At 66.4% G+C, this 20960-nt stretch carries 24 protein-coding genes and 1 tRNA gene; 10 read left to right on the top strand and 15 right to left on the bottom strand.

The genetic code is table 11. The features are described from left to right. Positions 1-9: 9 nt before the first annotated feature. Entirely contained in the window at positions 10-1041 is a 1032-nt protein-coding gene (locus ACH0AE_RS04490) for a ferritin-like domain-containing protein (protein ID WP_294444739.1), read from the top strand. Between the two features lie 44 nt (positions 1042-1085). On the opposite strand, the gene ACH0AE_RS04485 is transcribed toward ACH0AE_RS04490, so the two are convergent. Both ACH0AE_RS04485 and ACH0AE_RS04480 read right to left on the bottom strand, forming a co-directional pair. Then, a complete protein-coding gene (locus ACH0AE_RS04485; protein ID WP_406875486.1) occupies positions 1086-1748 on the bottom strand; it encodes an RlmE family RNA methyltransferase in 663 nt (220 codons plus the stop codon). Between the two features lie 14 nt (positions 1749-1762). Next, on the bottom strand, positions 1763-2809 hold the full coding sequence (locus tag ACH0AE_RS04480; RefSeq protein WP_406875485.1) for a Ppx/GppA phosphatase family protein: 1047 nt from the start codon (positions 2807-2809) through the stop codon (positions 1763-1765). Between the two features lie 184 nt (positions 2810-2993). On the opposite strand from ACH0AE_RS04480, the gene ACH0AE_RS04475 reads away from it, so the two are divergent. The 5 genes from ACH0AE_RS04475 (at position 2994) to ACH0AE_RS04455 (ending at position 5785) form a co-directional block, all read left to right on the top strand. Then, positions 2994-3067: transfer RNA gene (locus ACH0AE_RS04475), tRNA-Gln, on the top strand. A gap of 113 nt (positions 3068-3180) precedes the next feature. Next, positions 3181-3867 carry a DUF2490 domain-containing protein gene (locus ACH0AE_RS04470; RefSeq protein WP_294444743.1) on the top strand — a complete coding sequence of 229 codons (687 nt, stop codon included), beginning with the start codon at positions 3181-3183 and terminating at the stop codon, positions 3865-3867. Between the two features lie 129 nt (positions 3868-3996). Further along, the gene (locus tag ACH0AE_RS04465; protein ID WP_294444744.1) at positions 3997-4464 is read left to right on the top strand and encodes an EF-hand domain-containing protein; all 468 of its coding nucleotides are present in this window, start codon (positions 3997-3999) and stop codon (positions 4462-4464) included. Next, positions 4464-5600, top strand: a complete 1137-nt coding sequence (tgt, locus tag ACH0AE_RS04460) for a tRNA guanosine(34) transglycosylase Tgt (protein ID WP_294444745.1) — start codon at positions 4464-4466, stop codon at positions 5598-5600. The genes ACH0AE_RS04465 and tgt overlap by 1 nt, the downstream gene beginning before the upstream one ends. A 2-nt stretch (positions 5601-5602) precedes the next feature. Continuing rightward, on the top strand, positions 5603-5785 hold the full coding sequence (locus tag ACH0AE_RS04455; RefSeq protein WP_294444746.1) for a hypothetical protein: 183 nt from the start codon (positions 5603-5605) through the stop codon (positions 5783-5785). A gap of 99 nt (positions 5786-5884) precedes the next feature. Here ACH0AE_RS04455 and ACH0AE_RS04450 read toward each other — a convergent pair whose 3' ends face one another. The 9 genes from ACH0AE_RS04450 to gltX all read right to left on the bottom strand — a co-directional run bounded on the left by ACH0AE_RS04450 (position 5885) and on the right by gltX (position 13517). Then, the gene (locus ACH0AE_RS04450) at positions 5885-7252 is read right to left on the bottom strand and encodes a cytochrome P450 (protein ID WP_406875483.1); all 1368 of its coding nucleotides are present in this window, start codon (positions 7250-7252) and stop codon (positions 5885-5887) included. Positions 7253-7349: 97 nt separating this feature from the next. Beyond that, positions 7350-7769 (bottom strand): 6,7-dimethyl-8-ribityllumazine synthase, encoded by a 420-nt coding sequence (ribH, locus tag ACH0AE_RS04445; protein WP_294442274.1) that lies wholly within the window; start codon positions 7767-7769, stop codon positions 7350-7352. Beyond that, positions 7769-8290, bottom strand: a complete 522-nt coding sequence (locus ACH0AE_RS04440; protein ID WP_294442275.1) for a hypothetical protein — start codon at positions 8288-8290, stop codon at positions 7769-7771. The genes ribH and ACH0AE_RS04440 overlap by 1 nt, the downstream gene beginning before the upstream one ends. After that, entirely contained in the window at positions 8290-9480 is a 1191-nt protein-coding gene (gene ribB / locus ACH0AE_RS04435; RefSeq protein WP_406875481.1) for a 3,4-dihydroxy-2-butanone-4-phosphate synthase, read from the bottom strand. The genes ACH0AE_RS04440 and ribB overlap by 1 nt, the downstream gene beginning before the upstream one ends. Then, positions 9425-10039, bottom strand: a complete 615-nt coding sequence (locus tag ACH0AE_RS04430; protein WP_294442277.1) for a riboflavin synthase — start codon at positions 10037-10039, stop codon at positions 9425-9427. Before ACH0AE_RS04430 ends, ribB begins: the two co-directional genes overlap by 56 nt. Further along, positions 10021-10980, bottom strand: a complete 960-nt coding sequence (gene ribD / locus ACH0AE_RS04425) for a bifunctional diaminohydroxyphosphoribosylaminopyrimidine deaminase/5-amino-6-(5-phosphoribosylamino)uracil reductase RibD (protein WP_294442359.1) — start codon at positions 10978-10980, stop codon at positions 10021-10023. Before ribD ends, ACH0AE_RS04430 begins: the two co-directional genes overlap by 19 nt. Positions 10981-11000: 20 nt before the next feature. Continuing rightward, on the bottom strand, positions 11001-11330 hold the full coding sequence (locus ACH0AE_RS04420) for a hypothetical protein (protein WP_294442278.1): 330 nt from the start codon (positions 11328-11330) through the stop codon (positions 11001-11003). A gap of 87 nt (positions 11331-11417) precedes the next feature. Beyond that, positions 11418-12077, bottom strand: coding sequence for an energy transducer TonB (locus tag ACH0AE_RS04415; RefSeq protein ID WP_294442279.1), 660 nt, complete (start codon positions 12075-12077; stop codon positions 11418-11420). A 99-nt stretch (positions 12078-12176) separates the two neighbouring features. Continuing rightward, positions 12177-13517: a glutamate--tRNA ligase gene (gene gltX, locus ACH0AE_RS04410; protein ID WP_294442280.1), complete on the bottom strand. Its 1341-nt coding sequence runs from the start codon at positions 13515-13517 to the stop codon at positions 12177-12179. An 83-nt stretch (positions 13518-13600) separates the two neighbouring features. Between gltX and ACH0AE_RS04405 the strand changes: the two genes are divergently transcribed. Further along, positions 13601-14536 carry a ribose-phosphate pyrophosphokinase gene (locus ACH0AE_RS04405; protein ID WP_294442281.1) on the top strand — a complete coding sequence of 312 codons (936 nt, stop codon included), beginning with the start codon at positions 13601-13603 and terminating at the stop codon, positions 14534-14536. Positions 14537-14622: 86 nt separating this feature from the next. Here the strand turns inward: ACH0AE_RS04405 and ACH0AE_RS04400 are convergent, their stop codons facing one another. Both ACH0AE_RS04400 and ACH0AE_RS04395 read right to left on the bottom strand, forming a co-directional pair. Beyond that, positions 14623-14874 (bottom strand): PilZ domain-containing protein, encoded by a 252-nt coding sequence (locus ACH0AE_RS04400; RefSeq protein WP_231731744.1) that lies wholly within the window; start codon positions 14872-14874, stop codon positions 14623-14625. 145 nt (positions 14875-15019) lie between these two features. After that, the gene (locus ACH0AE_RS04395) at positions 15020-15532 is read right to left on the bottom strand and encodes a sterol desaturase family protein (protein ID WP_294442282.1); all 513 of its coding nucleotides are present in this window, start codon (positions 15530-15532) and stop codon (positions 15020-15022) included. Positions 15533-15583: 51 nt separating this feature from the next. Here ACH0AE_RS04395 and ACH0AE_RS04390 point away from each other — a divergent pair, with 51 nt between their 5' ends. The 3 genes from ACH0AE_RS04390 (at position 15584) to ACH0AE_RS04380 (ending at position 18889) form a co-directional block, all read left to right on the top strand. Further along, entirely contained in the window at positions 15584-17185 is a 1602-nt protein-coding gene (locus ACH0AE_RS04390) for a lysine--tRNA ligase (RefSeq protein ID WP_294442283.1), read from the top strand. Positions 17186-17260: 75 nt separating this feature from the next. Further along, positions 17261-17851: an SOS response-associated peptidase family protein gene (locus tag ACH0AE_RS04385; protein WP_294442285.1), complete on the top strand. Its 591-nt coding sequence runs from the start codon at positions 17261-17263 to the stop codon at positions 17849-17851. A 33-nt stretch (positions 17852-17884) separates the two neighbouring features. Next, the gene (locus ACH0AE_RS04380; RefSeq protein ID WP_294442286.1) at positions 17885-18889 is read left to right on the top strand and encodes a histone deacetylase family protein; all 1005 of its coding nucleotides are present in this window, start codon (positions 17885-17887) and stop codon (positions 18887-18889) included. 59 nt (positions 18890-18948) lie between these two features. Here the strand turns inward: ACH0AE_RS04380 and ACH0AE_RS04375 are convergent, their stop codons facing one another. Both ACH0AE_RS04375 and ACH0AE_RS04370 read right to left on the bottom strand, forming a co-directional pair. After that, positions 18949-19407, bottom strand: coding sequence for a DUF2497 domain-containing protein (locus tag ACH0AE_RS04375; RefSeq protein ID WP_294442287.1), 459 nt, complete (start codon positions 19405-19407; stop codon positions 18949-18951). A gap of 38 nt (positions 19408-19445) precedes the next feature. Next, positions 19446-20951 (bottom strand): TolC family outer membrane protein, encoded by a 1506-nt coding sequence (locus ACH0AE_RS04370; RefSeq protein WP_294442289.1) that lies wholly within the window; start codon positions 20949-20951, stop codon positions 19446-19448. Positions 20952-20960: the final 9 nt, after the last annotated feature.

Genomic DNA, 20960 nt, shown 5'->3' with positions numbered 1-20960 from the left:
GAGGCGGCGATGAGCGACCAAATCGAGTTCCTGGATCTGATGGAGCGCGCAGAGCATCAGCGGCAAGCGCGGCGCAGCTTCATCCGCCTGTGCGGCGGCGCGGCCGCGATGACGGGGGGCCTGTCCCTGCTTTCGGCATGCGACGATGACGATGATGTCATTCCGCCGCCGCCTCCACCGCCGCCCCCGCCGCCTCCGGGGCTGACCGATCAGGACATCCTGAACTTCGCGCTTCAGCTCGAGTATCTGGAGGGCAATTATTACGCCTACGCCGTCTCCGGCCAGGGCATCCCCGCCGCTCTGCAGACGGGCACCGGCACGCAAGGGGCTGTCGCCACCGGCACCGGTCCGGGAGCGGCGCGCGCCGTCACCTTCACCGATCCGGTGGTGCAGCAATATGCGCGCGAAATCGCCTTCGACGAGATCGGCCACATCACCTTCCTGCGCAATGCACTGGGGAGCGCGGCGGCCGCGCAGCCGGCGATCAACCTCTCGGGGAGTGCCACCGTCACGATCGGCAATGCAACGCCGGTTGGTGCGTTCACGGCGGCTGCGCGAGCAGCTGGTGTGGTTGGACCGAACGACATCTTCGATCCCTTCGCCAATGACGAAAACTTCCTGATCGGCTCGTATCTCCTCACCGATGTCGGGGTCACCGCTTATCGCGGCGCGGCGCGGCTGATCTCGAACAAGACGTTCCTGGAAGCGGCAGCCGGCATCCTTGCCACCGAATGCTACCATGACGGGGTCATTCGCGCCGAACTCTGGCGGCGTGGGCTGACGACGCCGGCGATCTACGGTCAGATCGCGCGGATCTCGGAATCGCGGGATCTACTCGATGGCGGGGATGACACAGACCAGGATATCGGCACCGCAGCCGTCGCCAATCTGGTGCCGACAGATCCTGGTGGCCTGGTGATCGGCCGCACGGGCCAGCAGGTTCTGAACGTCGTCTATCAGAGCCGCTCGGCGGTCCAGAGCGGCGGCTTCTTCCCCGCCGGCGTCAACGGCACGATCCGGGCGAGCGGCGGCCCTGCATAGCGGCTGGGAACGTCACCCCGGGCTGCCCGGGGTGACGCATCCGCTTATTCCTCCGCGGCCTCATCAGGCCGGCCCTTGAAGCCCTGCGCCACGACGAACCATTCCACCGAACCCTTGCGGCTCGACGGCGGCTTGGCGTGCTTCACGGTCGTGAAGTTCTTCTTCAGAAGGGCGATCAGCGACGAATCGGCGCCGCCGGCGAACACCTTCGCCACGAACGTGCCGCCCGGCTTCAGCACCTGGATGGCGAAGTCGCTTGCCGCCTCAACCAACGCCATGGTGCGCAGCGCATCGGTCTGCGGGTGGCCCACCGTATTCGCCGCCATGTCGGACATGACGACATCGGGCGCGCCGCCGAGCGCCTCGATCAGCCGGTCGGGCGCTTCGTCCGCCATGAAATCCATCTGGAAGATCGTAACGCCGTCCAGCGGGTCTACGGGCAACAAGTCGATCCCGACGACGGTGCTTCCCGGCACCTGCCGGCGCACCACCTGGCTCCAGCCGCCCGGCGCCATGCCCAGGTCGACGATCCGCTTTGCGCCCTTCAGGATGCCGAACCGCTCGTCCAGCTCGATCAGCTTGTACGCCGCGCGGCTGCGATAGCCCTCGGCCTTCGCCCGCTTGACGTAGGGGTCGTTGAGCTGCCGCTCCAGCCAGCGCGTGGATTGCGCCGTCCGGCCGCGCGCAGTGCGCACACGCGTGCGCAATCCGCCTCCGCCTCTCACCGTCCGTTCGCCATCAAACGCCGCAAAATGCCCTCCCGTATGCCACGATCGGCCACGCCAAGCCGCTCGGCGGGCCATAGATCGAGGATCGTCTCCAGGATAGCGCATCCGGCAACCACCAGATCCGCCCGCTCGCGGCCGATGCAGGGCAACTGCGCGCGCTGCGCGATCGACATATGGGCAAGCTCATGGCTGATCCGGCGCATCGACTCGGCCGGCGCAATCAGCCCGTCCACCTGGGTGCGATCATAACGATCGAGCCCAAGGTGAACGCTTGCCAGCGTCGTCACGGTCCCCGACGTGCCGAGCAGCCGGCGAGGCCCCGGCTCCTTGGGGAGGCGGGCGGCAAACGGCGCGAAGCTCTCGCGCACCAGCCCGCGCATCCGCTCATAAGCCGCAGCCAGCCCCGCCGGCCCCTCGCCGCCGCCGGCACTTTCGGTGAGCGACACGACGCCCCATGGGGCCGAATGCCAGTCGATCACCGTCGGCACGGTCGTGGAAGTGTCGATCAGCACCAGTTCGGTCGAGCCGCCGCCGATGTCGAACACCAATGCCGGCGCGTTGCCGGGTTCCAGCAGCACGTGGCAGCCAAGCACCGCCAGGCGTGCCTCTTCCTCTGCCGAGATCACATCGAGGTGGATGCCGGTTTCCTCATAGGCGCGGGCGATGAACGCAGCACCGTTGCTCGCCCGCCGACACGCCTCGGTGGCGACAGACCGCGCCAGTGTGACGTTGCGGCGCTTCAGCTTGTCGGAACAGATGCGTAGCGCCCCGATCGTGCGCTCGATCGCCTCGTCGGACAGGCGCCCCGTGATCGCCAGCCCCTCGCCCAGCCGCACGATTCGCGAAAAGGCGTCGACCACCGCAAAGCCGTCTCCCTGCGGCCGTGCGATCAGTAACCTGCAATTGTTGGTGCCAAGATCCAGCGCCGCATAATGGCGCGCAAAGCCTTGGCGAAGGCGGGCCACAGGTGGGCCCTCGGAGGCCGAACGGGCGCGGGCCTCTCCGCGCCGGTACGGCAGGTCGGCGGATTGTTTCGCCACGTGCCGTGTCTTTCTTCTATGTTCTGCCGTCACGGGCCCTCGCGGCCCGCTCGGTGCTTGAAGCGGAAGGTAGCGTGAGCAACCACCTGCCGCAAGCGGCGCGCGATTCCAGTGCTTGACCTTCGTTTCATGCCGGCTTAGAGGCGCGCCCCTGTCGTTGCTTCTCGGAGCAGCGAGCGGCTGTTGCCCGATCCTCTAATGGTAAGAGAGCGGACTCTGACTCCGTCAATCAAGGTTCGAATCCTTGTCGGGCATCCAGCACTATCCTCCCCTTCGATGGCGATCCCCCGCTTCCCGCGGCCAGCATCGCTGCGCGGATGACGCTCCCCATGTCGCGATCTGACCACCGCCGGTTTGCCGGGTCTCTCCGTATGGCGCTCGGCGCCGCAAGCGCGGTCGCCGCCGTCAGCGTCGGGACGCCCGCGCTGGCGCAGCGGCACGACGAGCAGCTCTGGTTCCAGATCAACACGCACGTGCCGATCCAGGATAAGGTCCGCGTCACGCTGGAGCAGATCGCTCGCTTCAGCGATCGGCAGGACGGCCTCTACCAAACCGAGTTCGGCGTGCTGATCGGCTACCGCGTCGCTGACAACGTCGAGATCGGCACCGGTTATCGCAAGGTCGGCGCGCATAACGGCAACAACAGCGGTGACGAGGATCGGCTGCGCCAGCAGGTCGTCGCCAGCTTCGGCCCGTTCAGCACCCGCTTCCGCGTCGACGAGCGCTTCTCCGTTCGTGGCGGCGGCGTCGGCGTGCGGATCCGTCCGCTGGTCCGTTACAACCACAAGATCGGCGAGAACGGCCTCGCGCTGTTCCTAAGTCACGAGAGCTTCTTCATGCCCAACAGCACCCGCTGGGGCCAGCGCAGCGGCTATGACCGCATGCGCAACATCGTCGGCTTCGCGGTGCCGCTGGGCAAGAACACGGTGGCCGACATCGGCTATCTGAACCAGTTCCGACCCGGCCGCGACGGCGGGGAATCGCAGATGGAACATGCGCTGAGCGTCCAGCTGACGATCAACCTGCGCGATCTCCAGATCTTCCACGTCGACGACTGAGCAGCCGCGCGCCGCCGCAAAGCACTCACGTTCCGTTCATCGCCGCTGCGGAAAACAGCGTTGACGGGCATGCCATCCAGCCGCGATGGCAGGCCCCTCTCCTTTTCTTGTGCGAACACCGGCCGACCGATGCTGATCCTCCCCCTGCTTCTTCAGGCCACGCCTGTCCCCGCCGTGCCCCCCGGCCCCGCCCAGCCGCCGGCGACCATGGCCTATGAGCCTGCCGCGATGCTGATCGCGACCTTCGATGCCGATGGTGACGCACGCGTGACGCGCGCGGAACTCGATGCAGGCGCTCGCCGCACGTTCGAGGCGATCGACACCGGCGGCACCGGCGCGCTCGGCTATATCGCCTTCGCCGACTGGGCAGAGCGGTTCCTGGGCGATCGCAACGCCCTGCCAAGCCCGTTCGAGACCGATCGTGACGGCGACAATCGCATCACCCTCCCCGAGCTTCAGGCGAAGCTCGGTGAATTCTTCACCCGCTACGACCGTGACAAGGATGGTGTCGTCACACGCGCGGAGCTGCTGACGATCCGTGCGCGCGCGTTCGGCGACGATCGCATGCCGCAGGGCAAGGGAAAGCGGCGCCGGTGATGAGCGATCGCTTCACCTTCACCATCGCTGCGACTGATGGCGCCGCGCGCACCGGTTCGATCGCGATGCAGCGGGGCGTCATCCGCACGCCGGCTTTCATGCCGGTCGGTACCGCGGCCACCGTCAAGGCGATGAAGCCAGCTGATGTTGCCGCGACGGGCGCTGACATCATCCTTGGCAACACCTATCACCTGATGCTCCGCCCGGGGGCGGAGCGCGTCGCGCGCCTCGGCGGCCTTCATCGCTTCATGGGCTGGGACAAGCCGATCCTGACTGACTCCGGCGGCTATCAGGTGATGAGCCTCGCCGATCTCACCAAACGGTCGGAAGAAGGCATCACCTTCAAGTCGCACCTCGACGGGACGCGCCATCTGCTGAGCCCCGAACGGTCGATCGAGATCCAGCGCCTGCTCGGCTCGAACATCATCATGGCGTTCGACGAACTGGTGCCGACCACCTCGACGCGCGAGGTGCAGGCCGCCGCGATGGAACGTTCGATGCGCTGGGCCAAGCGCTCGCGCGAGGCATTCGACAGCGGCGGTGAGCATGCCGCCAACAATGCGATCTTCGGCATCCAGCAAGGCGCGCTGGACGAAGGCTTCCGCAAGGCAAGCGCGGACGCGCTGATCGACATCGGCTTTGATGGCTATGCGATTGGTGGCCTTGCCGTGGGCGAAGGACAGGAAGCCATGTTCGGCTGCCTCGATTTCGCTCCCGGCCAGCTTCCGGCAGACAAGCCGCGGTACCTGATGGGCGTGGGCAAGCCCGACGACATCGTCGGCGCGGTCGAGCGCGGCGTTGACATGTTCGATTGCGTGCTGCCCACCCGCTCCGGCCGCACCGGCCAGGCGTTCACCCGGAACGGGCCGATCAACATCCGCAACGCGCGCTTTGCGGAGGACCAGGGACCGCTCGATCCCGAATGCGCCTGCCCGACCTGCGCGACGTGGAGCCGCGCCTATCTCCATCATCTGGTGCGCGCCGGAGAAATCCTCGGCGCGATGCTGATGACCGAACATAACATCGTCTTTTACGAGGCCTTGATGGCCGACCTGCGCGCGGCAATCGCCGAGCAACGGCTCAAATCGTTCGCGGACACGTTCCGCGGGCGCTATCAACGGAGCAAAGGAGAGTAAGCGTGTCCGACGAACCCAATGAGATCCTCGCCACCGCCGCTTCGGCAAAGCAGCACGAGAAGGCCGCCAAGGACGCCAAGCGCGACCGCAAGGGATGGGATCTGGGCAAAATCGGGCTTGGCGTGGGCATCGGCTCCGCCGCCGTCGCCGCCGCGGTGCTCTTCGCGAACCGTAACAAGGATTGATTGCAGCTGTCCGCCGCCACGGCGGACCTGCCGCCTAACCAACACGTTCGCGTCACCCCGGTGCCGATCGGGGTGACGTTCGCTAACGGTGCCGGCTCCTCAGATCGGCTGGAAGGTCACCGGCAGGCCATCCTTCGGCTTCGGGATCGGAAAGATCTGCCAATCCTCACCTGCGCCCGGCGCCAGCTCGATGCGATAGCGGCTCAGCAGCTGCGCCATCAGGATCCGGATCTGCATCGTCGCGAAGTGAAGCCCGATGCACATATGCGCGCCGCCGCCGAACGGCACCCAGGCGAAACGATGCCGCCCCTTTGATGCTTCTGGCGTAAAGCGCATCGGATCGAACTGGTCCGGGTTCGGCCAATGCTCCGGCATGTGATGAGTGTAAGCGGTGTTGACGCCCACGAACGTTCCAGCAGGGATGCGATAACCGCCGAATTCGAAATCCCGCATCGCGCGGCGCGGGATTGAGGGCACCGGCGGCATCATCCGCAGCGCTTCCTTGAAGGCATATTCGGTCAACACCAGCCGATCGAGCTGGCCATAGGGCACCGTGCCGTCGTTGCTGCCGATGCCGGCAATTTCCTCGCGCAGGCGGTCCTGCCATTTCAGGTGCTGCCCCAGCAGCATCACTAGGCTCGTCGCCGAGGAGGTGATCGTGTCGTGCGCCGCCATCATCAGGAAGTTCATGTGATCGACGATCGCGTCGGTCGGCAGCAGGTCGCCCTTCTCGTCGGTCGCGCGGCAGAATTGCGAGAAGAAATCCTGCCCCGTCCCGTTGCGCCGTGCGGGCACTTCGCGAGTGAAGAAGTCGACCAGATATTCGCGTGCCTTCACGCCCTTGCGCATCGACGTGCCCGGCAGCGGCGTGCGGATGGGGGAGACCGAGGCCTGCACCTCGTCGACAAACGCCTGGTTGATTCGCGCCGCCTCCGGCCCCAGCGGCACACCGAGGAAGCTCGTTGCCGCAAGATCGAGGCTCAGCGCCTTGATCGCGCTGTAGAAAGGCATGGTGCGGTTGGCCCAGCCATCCACCTGTGACGCTATGCCGGCGTTCAGTTCCTCGGCGTAATGCTTCATCGGCTCCGGCTTGAACGCCACCGACAATGCCTTGCGGTCGGCACGATGCTTTTCGAAATCCATCAGCATCAGGCCGCGCGGGAAGACGAGATTGAGGATCGGGCCCCAGCCCTGTTCGGAAGAGAAGTTCTTCTCTTTGTCGAACAGCACCAGTTCGTTCGCGTCGGGACCGAGCAGGACGACCGAATCGCCGCCGAAGCTGTTGTTGCGATAAACCGGCCCGTGCTTGGCCACCATCTTCCGGGTGAAGCCCAGCGGGTCCTTCAGCACGCGGAACGTGTTGCCGACGAAGGGCAAACCGCGCTCACCGGGAATATCGTTCAACGCGGACGGGGGATTAACCGGCAGCCAATGCGGGTTACCCTCGATCGTGTGGGCGTACGGCATCCTCTTCCTCCGTGAGCTTACTTACACCCGTATAAGTAAGCTCACGGAATCTTGCCAGATACTTTATGTCGCAGCCGTCATCTGCGGCTGCGCTTGATCAGGATAGACGATCGCGAAGGTCCATCATCGCGATCGCGGCCAGCGCGGCGCCGCCGCCCTTGTCGAGCTGCGCCGGATCCGCGCGCCGGATCGCCTGCCCCTCGTTTTCGGTGGTGAGGATGCCATTGCCGATTGCAATGCCGTCCATGGTTAGCGCCATGATCCCGCGCGCGCTTTCGTTGGAGACGATCTCGAAGTGATAGGTCTCGCCCCGGATCACCACGCCAAGCGCGACGAAGGCGTCATAGCGTCCGCTTTCCGCAGCCATCGCGATCGCACCGGGCACTTCCAGCGCGCCGGGGACCGTCACCACCTCGGCCTGGTGGCCAGCCGCCTCGATGGCGGCGCGGGCGCCGGCGATCAGCATGTCGTTCAGATGATCGTAGAAGCGGGCTTCGACGATGAGGATGTTGGCCATCAATCTTCCTTCGGTCTGCCATGCTCGACCAGCGCGCCACCTTGGTAGCGCGGGTCGTTGCTGACTTCCCGTATCGAACCGGGCGGCGGCGGCAAGCCTCGAAGCCCGGCATCGTCCGGCCATTCGATCTCGGCGAGTTCCAGCCCCTCGAGCGGGCCGGCAAAACGATCGAGGCTGTAGGTGACCGGCCCGCCGACCAGATCGTGCCGGCGCTTGATCAGCGCCGTTCCCGGCAGGCGTGCCAGCAGGGTAAATTCCGCCTCTTTCAGATACGTGGTGACGATCGCGCGGGCGAGCGGATCGTCCGCGGTATATTTCTTGGTCAGCTTCAGCGCGACCTGTCCGGTCGTGCTGTCCGTCATCCGCCGCAGCCGCATCCGAGTTCTGTGGATGTACCGATCCTCGATCAGCACGTGATCGGTCGGCACAGGCGGTCGCGCCGCCGGGTCGACCAACCAGCGGCGCTCACGCTCGACATGCGCATATTTGGGCGAACGCGCTTCGTCCGCCCCGGTTCGCATCACTCGCCGCCGGTACCCGGGATCGCGCGTTCGCCGACGATCGACAGGCCGTAGCCTTCGAGGCCAACCAGCGTGTGGTGCGTGTTGGTGAGAAGCACCATCTCCTCAACCCCCAGTTCGGCCAGGATCTGCGCGCCGACGCCATAGTCGCGCAGTTCCTCAACCTCCGGTGCGCCGGCGCCCTTCCCCTCGGCGCGAAGCTGCATGAAGCGCGAAACCACGCCCTTCATCGCGCGGTTGATCACCACGATCACCCCCGCACCTTCCTCAGCGATCATCTCCATCGAGGTGGAGAGCAGCCCAGCGCGTTCGGAAACCTCACCGAACATGTCGACGAAGAAGCTCGCGGTGTGCATGCGCACCAGCGTCGGCTTGTCGGGATCGATCTTGCCCTTCACCAGCGCGATCGTCTCGTCGCCAGTCGCCTTGTTGTGGAAGGTCACGGCCTTCCACTGCCCGCCCCAGCGCGATTCGAAGGTCATCTCCGCCTTCTTCTCGACCAGATGATCGTAGCGGCGCCGATAAGCGATCAGGTCACGGATCGTGCCGATCTTCAGGTTGTGGAGCTGCGCGAACGAGACGAGATCGTCCATGCGCGACATCGTGCCATCCTCGTTCATGATCTCGCAGATCACGCCCGAGGGGTTGAGGCCGGCGAGGCGCGATACGTCGACCGCGGCCTCGGTATGACCCGCACGCACCAGCACGCCGCCGTCGCGCGCAACCAGCGGGAAGACGTGGCCCGGCGTCACGATCTCCTCCCGCCCCTTGCTGGCGTCGATCGCGACGGCGATCGTCCGCGCGCGGTCCGCGGCCGAGATGCCGGTGGTAACGCCGTCGCGCGCCTCGATCGAAACGGTGAACGCGGTCTCGTGCCGGGTGCCGTTATGGCGGCTCATCAGGTCGAGTCCGAGCGCATCGACCCGCGACTTGGTGAGCGCAAGGCAGATCAGCCCGCGCCCGTGCCGTGCCATGAAATTGATCTTTTCCGGCGTCGCCATCTGTGCGGGGATGACGAGATCGCCCTCGTTCTCGCGATCCTCGTCATCGACCAGGATGAACATCCGGCCGTTCTTGGCCTCGTCGATGATCTCTTCCGGAGTCGAAAGAAAGGCGTGGCGCAGGCGCGCGAGTTCAGCGGGCTTTTGCACGATAATGTTCCATCCGTTGGAGGTAGCGGGCCAGCACATCGATCTCGATGTTGACGGCGCTGCCCGGCGCCAGATCCGAAAGCGTCGTCACCGCCTGGGTGTGCGGGATGATGTTGACCGCGAAGTGGGTGAAGCCGTCATCGGCATCGGACACCTCGTTGACGGTCAGCGACACGCCATCGACCGTCACCGATCCCTTGGCGGCGAGGAATGGCGCGAGATCGCTGGCGACGCGGAAGCCGACTCGCTTCGAATCGCCCTCGGGGCAGATGCCGATCACCTCGGCGATGCCGTCGACATGGCCGGTTACGATATGACCGCCCAGTTCGTCGCCAAGCTTCATCGCGCGTTCGAGATTGAGGCGACGGCCGACCATCCACTGGCCCTGCTGCGTCCGCGTCATGGTCTCGCCGGAAACGTCGAAGGCAAGCCAGTCCGGCCCCTTGTCGACCACGGTCAGGCAGACACCCGAACAGGCGACTGATGCGCCAAGATCGATGTCGATCGTTTCGTAGCTGGTGGAGACGACGACGCGCGTATCGCCGCGCGTATCGACGCGCGTGATCTCCCCTACGTCCGTTATGATCCCGGTGAACATCGCGCCCGCTCGTAGACCTCGAGCCGGTCGCTGCCAAGCATCCGTGAATCGGTCAGCGTCCAGCGCCAGTGCGCATCCGCCAGCCGCTCCAGGCCGATGTCGCCCAGCGCCGGGCGTCCGCCACCGATCAGGATCGGCGCGCGGTACAGCAGCAGGCGATCGACCAGATCGGCGGCCAGGAAAGCCGAGGCCGCCCCGGCGCCGCCTTCCACGAAGACATGATCGCCCGGTAATGTCGCCACATCTTCGGGGCTCGCGATTCGCGTCACCCCGTCCTCCGCGCTGCCACGCGACAGCACTACGCGCGTCGGCGCGCGCGCTTCCAGCCCCGGCAGCCGTACGTCCAGCGCCGGCCGATCCATGTCCCAGGTGCCGCGCCCGACCAGGACGATCTCGTGCCGGCTGCGCTCAAGATGCACATGCGCGCGCGCCGCCGCGCCGGTGATCCACCGGCTTTCACCATCTGCACGCGCGATGCAGCCATCCAACGACGTGGCGAGCTTGAGCGTCACCAGGGGCCGCGCTTGCGCCTGGCGCATCAGGAAACCGGCCATCGACGCGCGCGCCTGGTCACTGCGGATGCCGACCGTGGTGGAAATCCCCGCTGCAGCGAGTCGCGCCAGCCCCTTGCCGTTCGTGCGCGGATCAGGATCGCCGATCGCCGCCACGACCCGCGCGACCCCCGATGCCAGCAAAAGATCGGCGCAAGCCGGCCCGCGAGGTGAAACATGCGCGCAGGGTTCCAGCGTCACGTACGCGGTTGCACCGCGCGCCGCCTCACCCGCCTCACCCAGCGCCATGGCCTCCGCATGCGGCCGCCCGCCCGGCTGGGTCCAGCCGCGTCCCACCACCACGCCATCGCGCACGATGACGCAGCCGACGGCCGGATTGGGACTGGTGCGCCCCCGTGCCCGTGACGCCAGGGCGAGCGCCGCGCCCATCCAGCGATGGTCGCCGGCGGTTACAGGCCCCACTTATCCATCTTGCTCTCGAGCCGCTTGAACGCCGCCTGGCGCTCCTCACGGCGGCGCTTTTCCTCGTCGATCCGCTTCTGCTTGATCGGCGCGTCGATCGCCTGCTGCGCCTTGATCTCGGCGTCGGTGCGATCAAGCGTCCATTGCTGAACGTAGACGATGTTCGGCCGATACTCCTTCTCGATCTTCGAATCCTTGGCGAAGCCGATCAGCAGCAGGCCAGTGATGAAGATCGACAGGAACAGGAAGATCAGCTCGTGCTTCTGCCGCTGGTGCAGAAACAGGCGCAAATCGCGCACGGCGCGCAACGGGCTCATGCGAGCGAAGAATTGCATAGCGACGAAGATAGGGATGCGGGGCCGGATAGGCCAGCCCCGCAACGCCCACCACCCTGAGAGGGCGCGTCAGGATTCGAGCTCGAACCTGACCGTCAGATCCTTCGTCGCCGTGACCGGCACGCCGTCGCGAGTCGCCGGGCGGAAACGCCATTTCGCCAGCGCCTGCTGCCGTGTCGCGCGGCAGAATTCGGTCGTGGTGGCGCTGAGGCACTCCACCGTCGCGACTCGCCCATCGGCCCGGATCGTCACGCGGACGGTAACGCTTCCCTCCCGCTCGGCCCGGCGCTCACCGGCGGGGTAGTGGGGCTGCAGATCACTGGCGTAGCGGGGGTCCACTTCGGCTCCGATCAGAACCGGCTGCGCTGGCGGATCGATGACCGTGGCCTCGCCCGTCGGAAGCGAAAGCGGGAGTGGTGGCAGGGGCAACGGCGGCAAATTAGGTACGACATAATCGCTGGTTGCTGTGACCGAGCGGGAAGCATCGACCCGTTCAGGCTGAGCCGCCGTTCGTGCATCCGGCTGGCGCTGAGGGGCGATCTCGATCAGCGGCGGCGGCGGCTCGTCTAGCGGGACGGAGGTAATGAGAAGCGACTTGTCGCCTTTCAGCACTCGGAAAACCGGCGTCGACAACATCAAGGCCCCGATCACGCCGGCATTGATCGCAATCGCAACAACGAGGCTGCCGACTCTCACGCTTTGCTGGGCGCCATAACGGTCCACGGTCATGCTTCCTCTCCTTGGCTATGCTCCTTCCCGGGTCTTCCGCCCGTATAGAGATGTTACAACGTCGCCAGTACGTAGCAAGCGATATTATCACCTGCTCCATCACGCCTGCTTCAGCCGCGCAATTGCACGATCGCGGCCGATCAACGGCAGCAGCGCGGCCATGTCCGGCCCATGATCGCGCCCGGTCAGGGCCCGGCGAAGCGGCAGGAACAGCGTCTTGCCCCTGCGTCCGGTCGCTTCCTTCAGGGCGGCGGTCAGCGCGTGCCAGGGGTCCCCGTCCCACACAATCGTGCCGGCGATCTCGGCAGCCGCGGCGAGGTATTCCGCATCCTCGCCAGCCGGCGGCGCCTCCACCGGCCCCTCGATCACGCGCCACCAGTCGGCAGCCTCGGCCACCGTCGCCAGGTTCGGCCGCACGGCCTCCCACGCCGCCTCTGTCATCCCGGCCGGGAGGCGCGCCTCGACCCACGCGAACGGCAGCTGGTGCACGATCCGCGCATTCAGCTGCGTCAGCTCTGCCTCGTCGAACCGCGCCGGTGCCCGGCCGAAGCGCGCGAAATCGAATGTCGCGAACAGCGGCGCCATGTCGATCACCGGCTCAACGGGATCGCTGGTGCCAAGCCGCGCCAGCAACGCACGGATCGTCTGCGGTTCGATGCCCTGCTCGCGCAGCTGATCCACCCCAAGGCTGCCAAGCCGCTTCGACAACTTGCCTTCCGCGCCCGTCAGCAGCGCGGCATGCGCGAACTGCGGCGGCGTCGATCCCAGCGCTTCGAACATCTGAATCTGCAGCGCGGTATTGGCGACATGATCCTCGCCCCGCACGACGTGACTGATCCCCATGTCGACGTCATCGATCGCGGAAGGCAGCATGTAGAGCCACGAGCCGTCGGCGCGACGCACGACGGGATCGCTCATCGTCGCGGGGTCGAACCGCTGATGACCACGCACCAGATCGTCCCATTCCACCGGCGCCGCATGATCCAGGCGGAAGCGCCAGTGCGGCTTCACCCCTTCCGCCTCCAGCCGCGCGCGATCCGCGTCGGTCAAGGCCAGCGCCGCACGGTCGTACACCGGGGGCAAGCCGCGCCCGAGCTGGATCTTGCGCTTCAGGTCGAGCTCCTGGCTCGTCTCGTACGCGGGATAGATCCGGCCCGCTGCCACCAGCTGGACGAACCGCTCCTCGTACAGCGCAAATCGCGCCGATTGGCGGACCTCGCCGTCATGGTCGAACCCCAGCCACCCGAGATCGGCGCGAATCGATTCGACGAAGCGCTCCTCGCTCCGCTCGCCATCGGTATCGTCGATCCGCAGCAGGAATTTGCCGCCATTCGCCCTAGCGAACATCCAGTTCTGCAGCGCGGTGCGAATATTGCCGACGTGCAGGCGCCCGGTGGGCGACGGGGCAAAGCGGGTGACGATCGTCTGGGGAGCGGTCATGCGCCGCGCGTACCCCGCGGGTCTTTTCGTCGCTAGCCCCTCGGCCTAAGGAGCCCCCGATTCGAGCATAGGGACGCGCGCACATGAAACTGATGACCGGCAACTCGAACCTGCCGCTGGCGCGGGACATCGCCTCCTATCTCGAAATCCCCCTGACGGAGGCGCTGGTGCGCCGCTTCGCCGACGAGGAGATCTTCGTCGAGATCATGGAGAACGTGCGCGGCGAGGACGTCTTCCTGCTCCAGTCGACCAGCTATCCGGTCAACGATAACCTGATGGAGCTGCTGATCTGCATCGACGCGCTGAAGCGCGCGTCGGCCAAGCGGATCACCGCAGTCGTGCCCTATTTCGGCTATGCCCGGCAGGATCGGAAACCAGGCCCGCGCACGCCGATCTCGGCCAAGCTCGTCGCCAACCTCATCACCACCGCGGGCGCCGACCGCGTCCTTTCGGTCGATCTTCACGCCGGCCAGATCCAGGGCTTCTTCGACATCCCGACCGACAATCTGTTCGGCGCGCCAGTGATGTCGGCGGACATCCTCGCCCGCTTCGGCAGCAAGAACCTGATGGTCGTTTCGCCGGACGTGGGCGGCGTGGTTCGCGCCCGGGCGCTGGCGAAGCGACTCAACAACGCGCCGCTCGCCATTGTCGACAAGCGCCGTGAGCGTGCCGGCGAATCGGAAGTGATGAACATCATCGGCGACGTCGAAGGCCGCTTCTGCATCCTGGTCGACGATATCGTCGATTCGGCCGGCACGCTGTGCAACGCGGCGACGGCGTTGAAGCAGTCCGGCGCCGAAGACGTCGTCGCCTACGTCACCCATGGCGTGCTGTCTGGCGGCGCAGTCGCCCGCGTCGAGGGTTCCGACCTGCTTGAACTCGTCGTCACCGATTCGATCGGCAATCAGGAATCGATCGGCGCCGCCAAGCGCATCCGCCACCTGACCATCGCGCCGCTGCTGGCCGAGGCGATCAAGCGCATCGCGGACGAGACCAGCGTCTCCTCGCTGTTCGACTGACAGAAAAAGGGGCAGGTATCGCCTGCCCCCACACGCCGTCGAGCCGTTCGGAACGCTCCGCGACTCGGCCGCGTAGTCTGTGCGGCTCAGCTGTTGCCGAGCGCCACGATGTGATCGAACACCGCCGGGTGCAGCGGCTTTGTGAAGGCGCAGCCGTAGCGATATTTGTCGCGCCACGCGACCACCGCCTCCAGCCCGGCCAGCCCAGGCAGAGTCAGCCACACGGTCGTCCCCGGCCATAGCGTGAAGCTCGTCTGCGCCCGAAAGCCGGTGGTGGACAGGTCCACGACCTCGATCTCGAAGCGAGTCGTGCCGCGGTCGCGCAGGTGAGCGCGCATCTTCACCGCCTTGCGTAATGCGCGGCGGCTTTCTTCGCTCTCGCCCGGGTTGGGAAGGGGTACAGCGGGGTCCATGCGCGGCGTTATCCGCGCCAGAAGTTACTTTTCGGCAAACATTGGGTCCGGGGTGGCCCAGGAAAGTCGCTCAGGATCGCCCGTCTGCGCCGGCTGGCGCTCGTACGCCGGCGCGCCCGCGGCGCTTCAATTCGGCCTTCAGCGCTTCCGGCTTGGGCGCGACGAGGAAGCCGAAGCTGACCGTGCCTTCCTTGGTATTCACCACATGGTGCAGCCGATGCGCCTGGACGATCCGCTTCATGTAGCTGGATTTCGGCAGATAGCGCGTGCGCACCCGTTCATGCACGATCACGTCGTGGAAGCCGAAATAGATCGCCCCATAGGCCGCAATGCCGGCGCCGACCCAGGCCCAACCCTCGCCCCAGCCGCCCTGCACCCCGCCATAGATCAGCAGGATCGAGGGGATGGCGAAGATCACGCCATAGAGGTCGTTCAGTTCGAACCGCCCAGTGCGCGGGCGATGATGGCTCTCATGCAGGAACCAGCCCGGCCCGTGCATCACCCAGCGGTGCATCACGTAAGCAAAGCCTTCCATCCCCGCGACGGTGAGGAAGAACAGGAGAAGGCCGGTCCAGATCGACATGCGCTGCCCATATAGCCATCGCGCGCCCGCGTCGCTACGTCGCACCGCGTTATGACAGACGCATTCGATCCCGAACGGCGCGCCGCAGCGCTTGAGTCCAAGGCTTGGCCCTATGAGGAAGCGCGAAAGCTTCTGAAGCGCTGGCCCGAGGGCAAGCCGAACGGTGAACCCATGCTGTTCGAAACCGGCTACGGCCCCTCGGGCCTGCCGCACATCGGCACCTTCCAGGAGGTGCTGCGCACCACCACGGTCCGCCGCGCCTATGAGGAAATGACCGGCCGCCCGACGCGGCTGGTAGCGTTCAGCGATGACATGGACGGCCTGCGCAAGGTGCCGGACAACGTGCCGAACAAGGAACTGCTGGAGGCGAACCTCGGCAAGCCCCTGTCGCGCGTGCCCGATCCCTTCGGCAAGTTCGACAGCTTCGCCGCGCACAACAACGCCATGCTGCGCGACTTCCTTGATCGCTTCGGCTTCGATTACGAGTTCGTTTCCTCGACGGACTATTACACCTCAGGCCGCTTCGACGAGAAGCTGCGCGACGTGCTGCGCAACTACGACAAGATCATGGCCGTCATGCTGCCGACGCTGCGCGCCGAGCGGCAGGCGACCTATTCGCCCGTTCTGCCGATCAGCCCCACCTCGGGCATCGTGCTCCAGGTCCCGGTCGAGGTGGTCGACGCAGAGGCCGGCATCATCCGCTTCCAGGATACCTCTGTTCCCGGGGGCCAGACCGTCGAACAGTCGATCCTCGGCGGCAAGGCGAAGCTCCAGTGGAAGCCCGATTGGGGCATGCGCTGGGCCGCACTCGGCGTCGATTATGAAATGTACGGCAAGGACCTGATCGATTCCGGCATCCTCGGCGGCAAGATCGCGCAGATCCTCGGCGGCCGTAAGCCCGAGGGCCTGGTGTACGAGCTGTTCCTCGATGCCAAGGGCGAGAAGATCTCCAAGTCGAAGGGCAATGGCCTTTCGATCGAGGAATGGCTGACCTACGGCCCCGACGAGAGCCTCGCCTTCTACATCTATCGCGAGCCGAAGAAGGCGAAGTCGCTCCACCTCGGCCTCATCCCGCGTGCGGTGGACGACTATTGGCAGTTCCGCGCCAATTATCCCGCGCAATCGTGGAAGGAGAAGCTCGGCAACCCCGTTCACCACATCCACACTGGCGACGTGCCGGCGGCAACGCTGCCGGTCACCTTCGGGCTGCTGCTGAACCTCGTCGGTGTGATGGGCGAAGGCGCGACGAAGGAGCAGGTCTGGGGCTATCTCGGCAATTACCTGTCGGATGCCAACGCCGCGGCGCATCCGGAGCTCGACCGGATGATCGGCTATGCCCTCGCCTATCACCGCGACTTCATCGCCCCGACGCTGAAGCGCCGCGCGCCCGAGGGCGTCGAGGTTGCCGCGCTCGAACGGCTCGACGCCGATCTCGCCACGCTGGGTGAGGACGCTTCGGCGGAGGATATCCAGAACGCCGTCTATGAGATCGGCAAGACCGCCGGCTTCGCGGAGCTGCGCGGTTGGTTCAAGGCGCTGTACGAAACGCTGCTCGGCTCCAGCCAAGGCCCCCGCATGGGCAGCTTCATCAAGCTCTACGGCGTCGCCAACACCCGCCGCCTGATCGCCGAGGCGCTCGCCGCGGCCAAGTGATACCGGCAGCTGGCGCCAATCTCCCCCGCCGCGGGAGGTTGGCGCCAGCCCCGCCGATCCGCTACCCTCCCGCCCATGTGCAACGAGGCCGCCCGTCGCATCGCCATCGGCGAATTGCGCAACGATTGGGGTGAGACGCGCATTCCGCTCGTCTTCCCCGAGGGCGTGCCCAACATGGCGCCGCTCGACAGCTTCCGCATCACCGATCCGACGATCATCATCCGCGGCGTCGACGGCCGCGCGGATGCGGCGGAATGCGTCACCCGCCGCTGGAGCTGGCCCGGCTCGGGCGGAAAACCCGTGTACAATTTCCGCTCCGACGGGCGAGATCTGCGCACCGGCCGCTGCCTGATCCCGGTCGACAGCTTCTTCGAATTCACCAAGCCCGCTGATCCCAAGGCGAAGCGCAAGGACAAATGGGCCTTCCGCCTCACCGGCCATGACTGGTTCTGCATCGCTGGCCTGTGGCGCAAGGACGCAAGTGTCGGTGAGGCCTTCACCATGCTCACCTGCGAGCCCGGTCCCGATATCGCGCCCTACCATTCGCGGCAGGTCGTCGTACTTAGCCGTGACGCCTGGTCCGCCTGGCTCGATCCCGCCGTGCCATCCGCCGATCTATGCCAGCCGCTCCCGGCAGGCAGCCTGACCGTCACTCAGGTGCGCTGAGCAACCTCCTTCCTCCTATCAAGGTACAGCCCGATGCGGCGCTTCTTCTCCCCCGATCAGCTCCATCACGCCCCGGCGCAGGAGCTGCACAACGGCAATTTCACCGACTATGCCGAAAAGCCCTCGCGCGCGCAGATGATCCTCGATGCCATCGGCGGCGCCGAGGAACCGGAGGATCGCGGCGAGGCACCGATCCGTGCGGTGCATGATGCTGGCTACCTGCAATTCCTGCAGGATGCGCCCGCCGCCTGGGCCGCCGCCGGACGCCCCGGCGATGCCATCCCGTACGCCTTCCCGGTCGTCGGCCGCCGCCCGCTTCGCCTAGATCGCATCGATGCACTGTTGGGCCGCTACGCCTTCGACGCCACGACCCCGATCACTCCCCAGACTTGGGCCAGCGCCTATGGCAGCGCACAGTCCGCGCTCGCGGCCGCCCACGCCGTGCTGGCCGGAGACCGCGCCGCCTTCGCGCTCTGCCGCCCGCCGGGCCACCACGCGGGCGCCGATTACTTCGGCGGCTACTGCCACCTGAACGTTGCCGCCATTGCTGCCCAAGCCGCGCGCGATGCCGGGCACGAGCGGGTGGCGATCCTCGACATCGACTACCATCATGGCAACGGCACGCAGGACATCTTCTGGCAGCGCGGGGACGTCTTCTACGCCAGCGTCCACGCCGATCCCGCGACCGATTATCCCTTCTACTGGGGCCATGCGGACGAAATCGGCGAAGGCGCTGGAGAAGGCACCACGCTGAACCTCCCGCTGCCGCACGGCACAAAGGCGGAGGCCTTCCGCGCCGCACAGGCCACCGCGCTGGAGGCCATTGCGCGTTTCGGCGCCACCTTCCTCGTGGTCAGCTTCGGCGCGGATACCTGGGAAGGCGATCCGATCAGCCAGTTCGCGCTAACGACGCCAGACTATGCAATCCTGGCCCGGGACATCGCCGGCTTAGGCCTGCCGACCGCCATCGTGATGGAAGGCGGCTATGCGATCGACGCGCTCGGCGCCAACGTCGCCAGCCTGCTCAGCGGCTTTTAACGCCCGGCGCCGCAATGAACGTGACCCCTGGGCATTTCCTCAAGTGACGTTCTGTAGCGTCAGGCGCCGCCCCGCGTGATCTTCGCGATCTCGCGGGCGACCAGCGTCTCCACCATCGCCGGCAGGTTCGCGTCCATCCACTCGCGCAGCATCGGGCGCAGCATCTCTCGCACCAGCCCTTCCAGCGTGCCGTCGCTCGGCGGCTCGGGCTTCACCATCATGCGTGACAGGTTTTCCAGCGCTCCGCGGGTCGCCTGGGCGGTTTCCTTGGAGATGATCTCCGCCAGCGTTCCCTCCGCCGGTTCGGTCGCGGCCGTGTCCTCGCGCGCCGCGGCTGGCGGCATGGGATCGCTCAGTTCGAGCACTTCTCCGGCCTCTTCCTCATCGGCTGCCTGCGAAACGGACCGGGCCAACGGGCGCCGCGGGCGCACGGGGCGATCATCGCCTTCCTCGGCGATGATACGCTTGATGGACGACAGGATGTCCTCCATCGACGGCTCGGCGCTGATATCCCCCATCCGCGCACTCCACCTTCGTGACGATTGACCGCTGACGATCAGCGGTTCGGTGCGTTCTCACCTGTCGTTAACGTCGGGCTCCTGTCAACCTTGCTGTCGAGCAGCGGGTCGAGCGGCCGGGTGACTGACGCGTCCTGTGGCGGGACGGTTGCGGTCGACGGCGCCAGCGGCGTCGGAGCCGGCCCATCGCTGAAGTCGGAGAAGCGTCCGCGCACCGAACGGAAATTGTCGTTCGGGTTGTATAGCGGTCCGCCGTCCAGCCCCAGATCTTCGGCCTCCGCCTCGCCCATCGCGGCAAGCAGCGCGAAGCCGGCGACATAGGCATCGCGGCGCGCCGTCACCAAGGTCACCTGGCTGTTCAGCAATTCCTGCTCGGCGTTCAGGATATCGAGGATCGTACGCGTGCCGACGCTGTTCTCGGCCCGCACGCCCTCCAGGCTCAGCCGATTGGCGGCGACCGCCTGCTCGGACGATCGGATCACCTGAAGCGAGGATTGCCAGACGGCGTAGGCGGATCGTGCCGAGGCGATCACCTGCCGCTCCGCCGCCGTCACATTCTCGAACGCCAGCGCGCGATTTGCCTGTGCCTGCCGCACCTGTGCCGCCGGCCGGCCACCCTGGAACAAGGGCAGGCTCATGTTCAGCCCGATGCCGGCAGACTTGCCCGACTGGCCGACACCAAGCCCGGTTCCGTCGCCCAGCGAGCCCAGATAGTTCACGTAATTTCCGGTGGCGCCCACGCCCAGCGTGGGCAGACGCCCCGCGCGCGCGACGCGTACGTCATAGGCGGTCGCGTCGCGCTCCTTCAGCGCCGCCAGCAGGTTCGGATTGTCGCGCAGCGCCACTTCCACCGCGCCATCGGCATTCTGCGGCAGGTTGGGGAGCGGCGGCGGCGGCTCAAGCGTCCCCGGCGCCGTGCCGACCAGCCGCACGTAATTCTCGCGGCTGCCGATCAGCGTCGCCTGCGCCCGCTCCAGCTGGGCGCGCGCCAAGCTCAGCCGCGCCTCGGATTGCGCCACGTCGGTCCGCGTCAGGTCACCCACCTGGAAGCGGTCGCGCGTCGCCTCCAGATTGGTTTCCAGCACGCGCACGTTCTGGAGGTTGAGGCTGACGATCGCCTCGTCGCGGATCACGTCGTTGTACGCGCCCACCACCTCGGTGAAGAGCGACGCCTCGGTGCCCCGGAGCCCCAGTTGCCCGGCCTCGACCCGGGTTTGCGCCGCACGCACCGAATTCTTCACCGCGCCGCCCGAATAGAAAGGCACGTTCAGCGACAGCTGCGCCTGCGCCACGCGTTCGGGCGTGGTGAAGGAATTGCCGCTGCGCAGGTAATTGTCGACTACCCCGGCGTTGCTGGAAAGGTTGGGTCGCCCCGCCGCCCGCGCGATTGGCACGGTCTCGTCGGTCGCCCGCTGGCGCGCCCGGCTGCCGGTGATGGTCGGATTGTCTCGGTAGGCCTTGGCAAGAGCCTCTCGGAGCGTGTCCGCGGAAGCTGGCGCCGATGCAAATGCCAGCGAAAGGGCAAGGGGAACGACGCGCTTCATCGGGGTCCT

It is taken from the genome of Sphingomonas sp. 179-A 2A2 NHS (assembly GCF_045371305.1).
GTDB lineage: Bacteria > Pseudomonadota > Alphaproteobacteria > Sphingomonadales > Sphingomonadaceae > Sphingomonas.
This window is presented reverse-complemented; position numbering and strand designations above follow the sequence as displayed.

Excerpts from the sequence above, each read along its gene's own strand:
- ACH0AE_RS04400 (WP_231731744.1), bottom strand. The coding sequence starts at position 14,874 with ATGCGCGCTCACCTGCGCGACCGCGGCACGACTCGCTTCGAGATCGAG.
- ribD (WP_294442359.1), bottom strand. The coding sequence starts at position 10,980 with ATGGGCGCGGCGCTCGCCCTGGCGTCACGGGCACGGGGGCGCACCAGT.
- ACH0AE_RS04390 (WP_294442283.1), top strand. The coding sequence starts at position 15,584 with ATGACAGACGCATTCGATCCCGAACGGCGCGCCGCAGCGCTTGAGTCC.
- gltX (WP_294442280.1), bottom strand. The coding sequence starts at position 13,517 with ATGACCGCTCCCCAGACGATCGTCACCCGCTTTGCCCCGTCGCCCACC.
- ribH (WP_294442274.1), bottom strand. The coding sequence starts at position 7,769 with ATGGCCAACATCCTCATCGTCGAAGCCCGCTTCTACGATCATCTGAAC.
- ACH0AE_RS04380 (WP_294442286.1), top strand. The coding sequence starts at position 17,885 with ATGCGGCGCTTCTTCTCCCCCGATCAGCTCCATCACGCCCCGGCGCAG.
- ACH0AE_RS04470 (WP_294444743.1), top strand. The coding sequence starts at position 3,181 with ATGGCGCTCGGCGCCGCAAGCGCGGTCGCCGCCGTCAGCGTCGGGACG.
- ribB (WP_406875481.1), bottom strand. The coding sequence starts at position 9,480 with ATGTGCTGGCCCGCTACCTCCAACGGATGGAACATTATCGTGCAAAAG.
- ACH0AE_RS04370 (WP_294442289.1), bottom strand. The coding sequence starts at position 20,951 with ATGAAGCGCGTCGTTCCCCTTGCCCTTTCGCTGGCATTTGCATCGGCG.
- ACH0AE_RS04440 (WP_294442275.1), bottom strand. The coding sequence starts at position 8,290 with ATGCGAACCGGGGCGGACGAAGCGCGTTCGCCCAAATATGCGCATGTC.
- ACH0AE_RS04420 (WP_294442278.1), bottom strand. The coding sequence starts at position 11,330 with ATGAGCCCGTTGCGCGCCGTGCGCGATTTGCGCCTGTTTCTGCACCAG.
- ACH0AE_RS04385 (WP_294442285.1), top strand. The coding sequence starts at position 17,261 with ATGTGCAACGAGGCCGCCCGTCGCATCGCCATCGGCGAATTGCGCAAC.
- ACH0AE_RS04395 (WP_294442282.1), bottom strand. The coding sequence starts at position 15,532 with ATGTCGATCTGGACCGGCCTTCTCCTGTTCTTCCTCACCGTCGCGGGG.
- tgt (WP_294444745.1), top strand. The coding sequence starts at position 4,464 with ATGAGCGATCGCTTCACCTTCACCATCGCTGCGACTGATGGCGCCGCG.
- ACH0AE_RS04415 (WP_294442279.1), bottom strand. The coding sequence starts at position 12,077 with ATGACCGTGGACCGTTATGGCGCCCAGCAAAGCGTGAGAGTCGGCAGC.
- ACH0AE_RS04405 (WP_294442281.1), top strand. The coding sequence starts at position 13,601 with ATGAAACTGATGACCGGCAACTCGAACCTGCCGCTGGCGCGGGACATC.
- ACH0AE_RS04465 (WP_294444744.1), top strand. The coding sequence starts at position 3,997 with ATGCTGATCCTCCCCCTGCTTCTTCAGGCCACGCCTGTCCCCGCCGTG.
- ACH0AE_RS04450 (WP_406875483.1), bottom strand. The coding sequence starts at position 7,252 with ATGCCGTACGCCCACACGATCGAGGGTAACCCGCATTGGCTGCCGGTT.
- ACH0AE_RS04375 (WP_294442287.1), bottom strand. The coding sequence starts at position 19,407 with ATGGGGGATATCAGCGCCGAGCCGTCGATGGAGGACATCCTGTCGTCC.
- ACH0AE_RS04430 (WP_294442277.1), bottom strand. The coding sequence starts at position 10,039 with ATGTTCACCGGGATCATAACGGACGTAGGGGAGATCACGCGCGTCGAT.
- ACH0AE_RS04490 (WP_294444739.1), top strand. The coding sequence starts at position 10 with ATGAGCGACCAAATCGAGTTCCTGGATCTGATGGAGCGCGCAGAGCAT.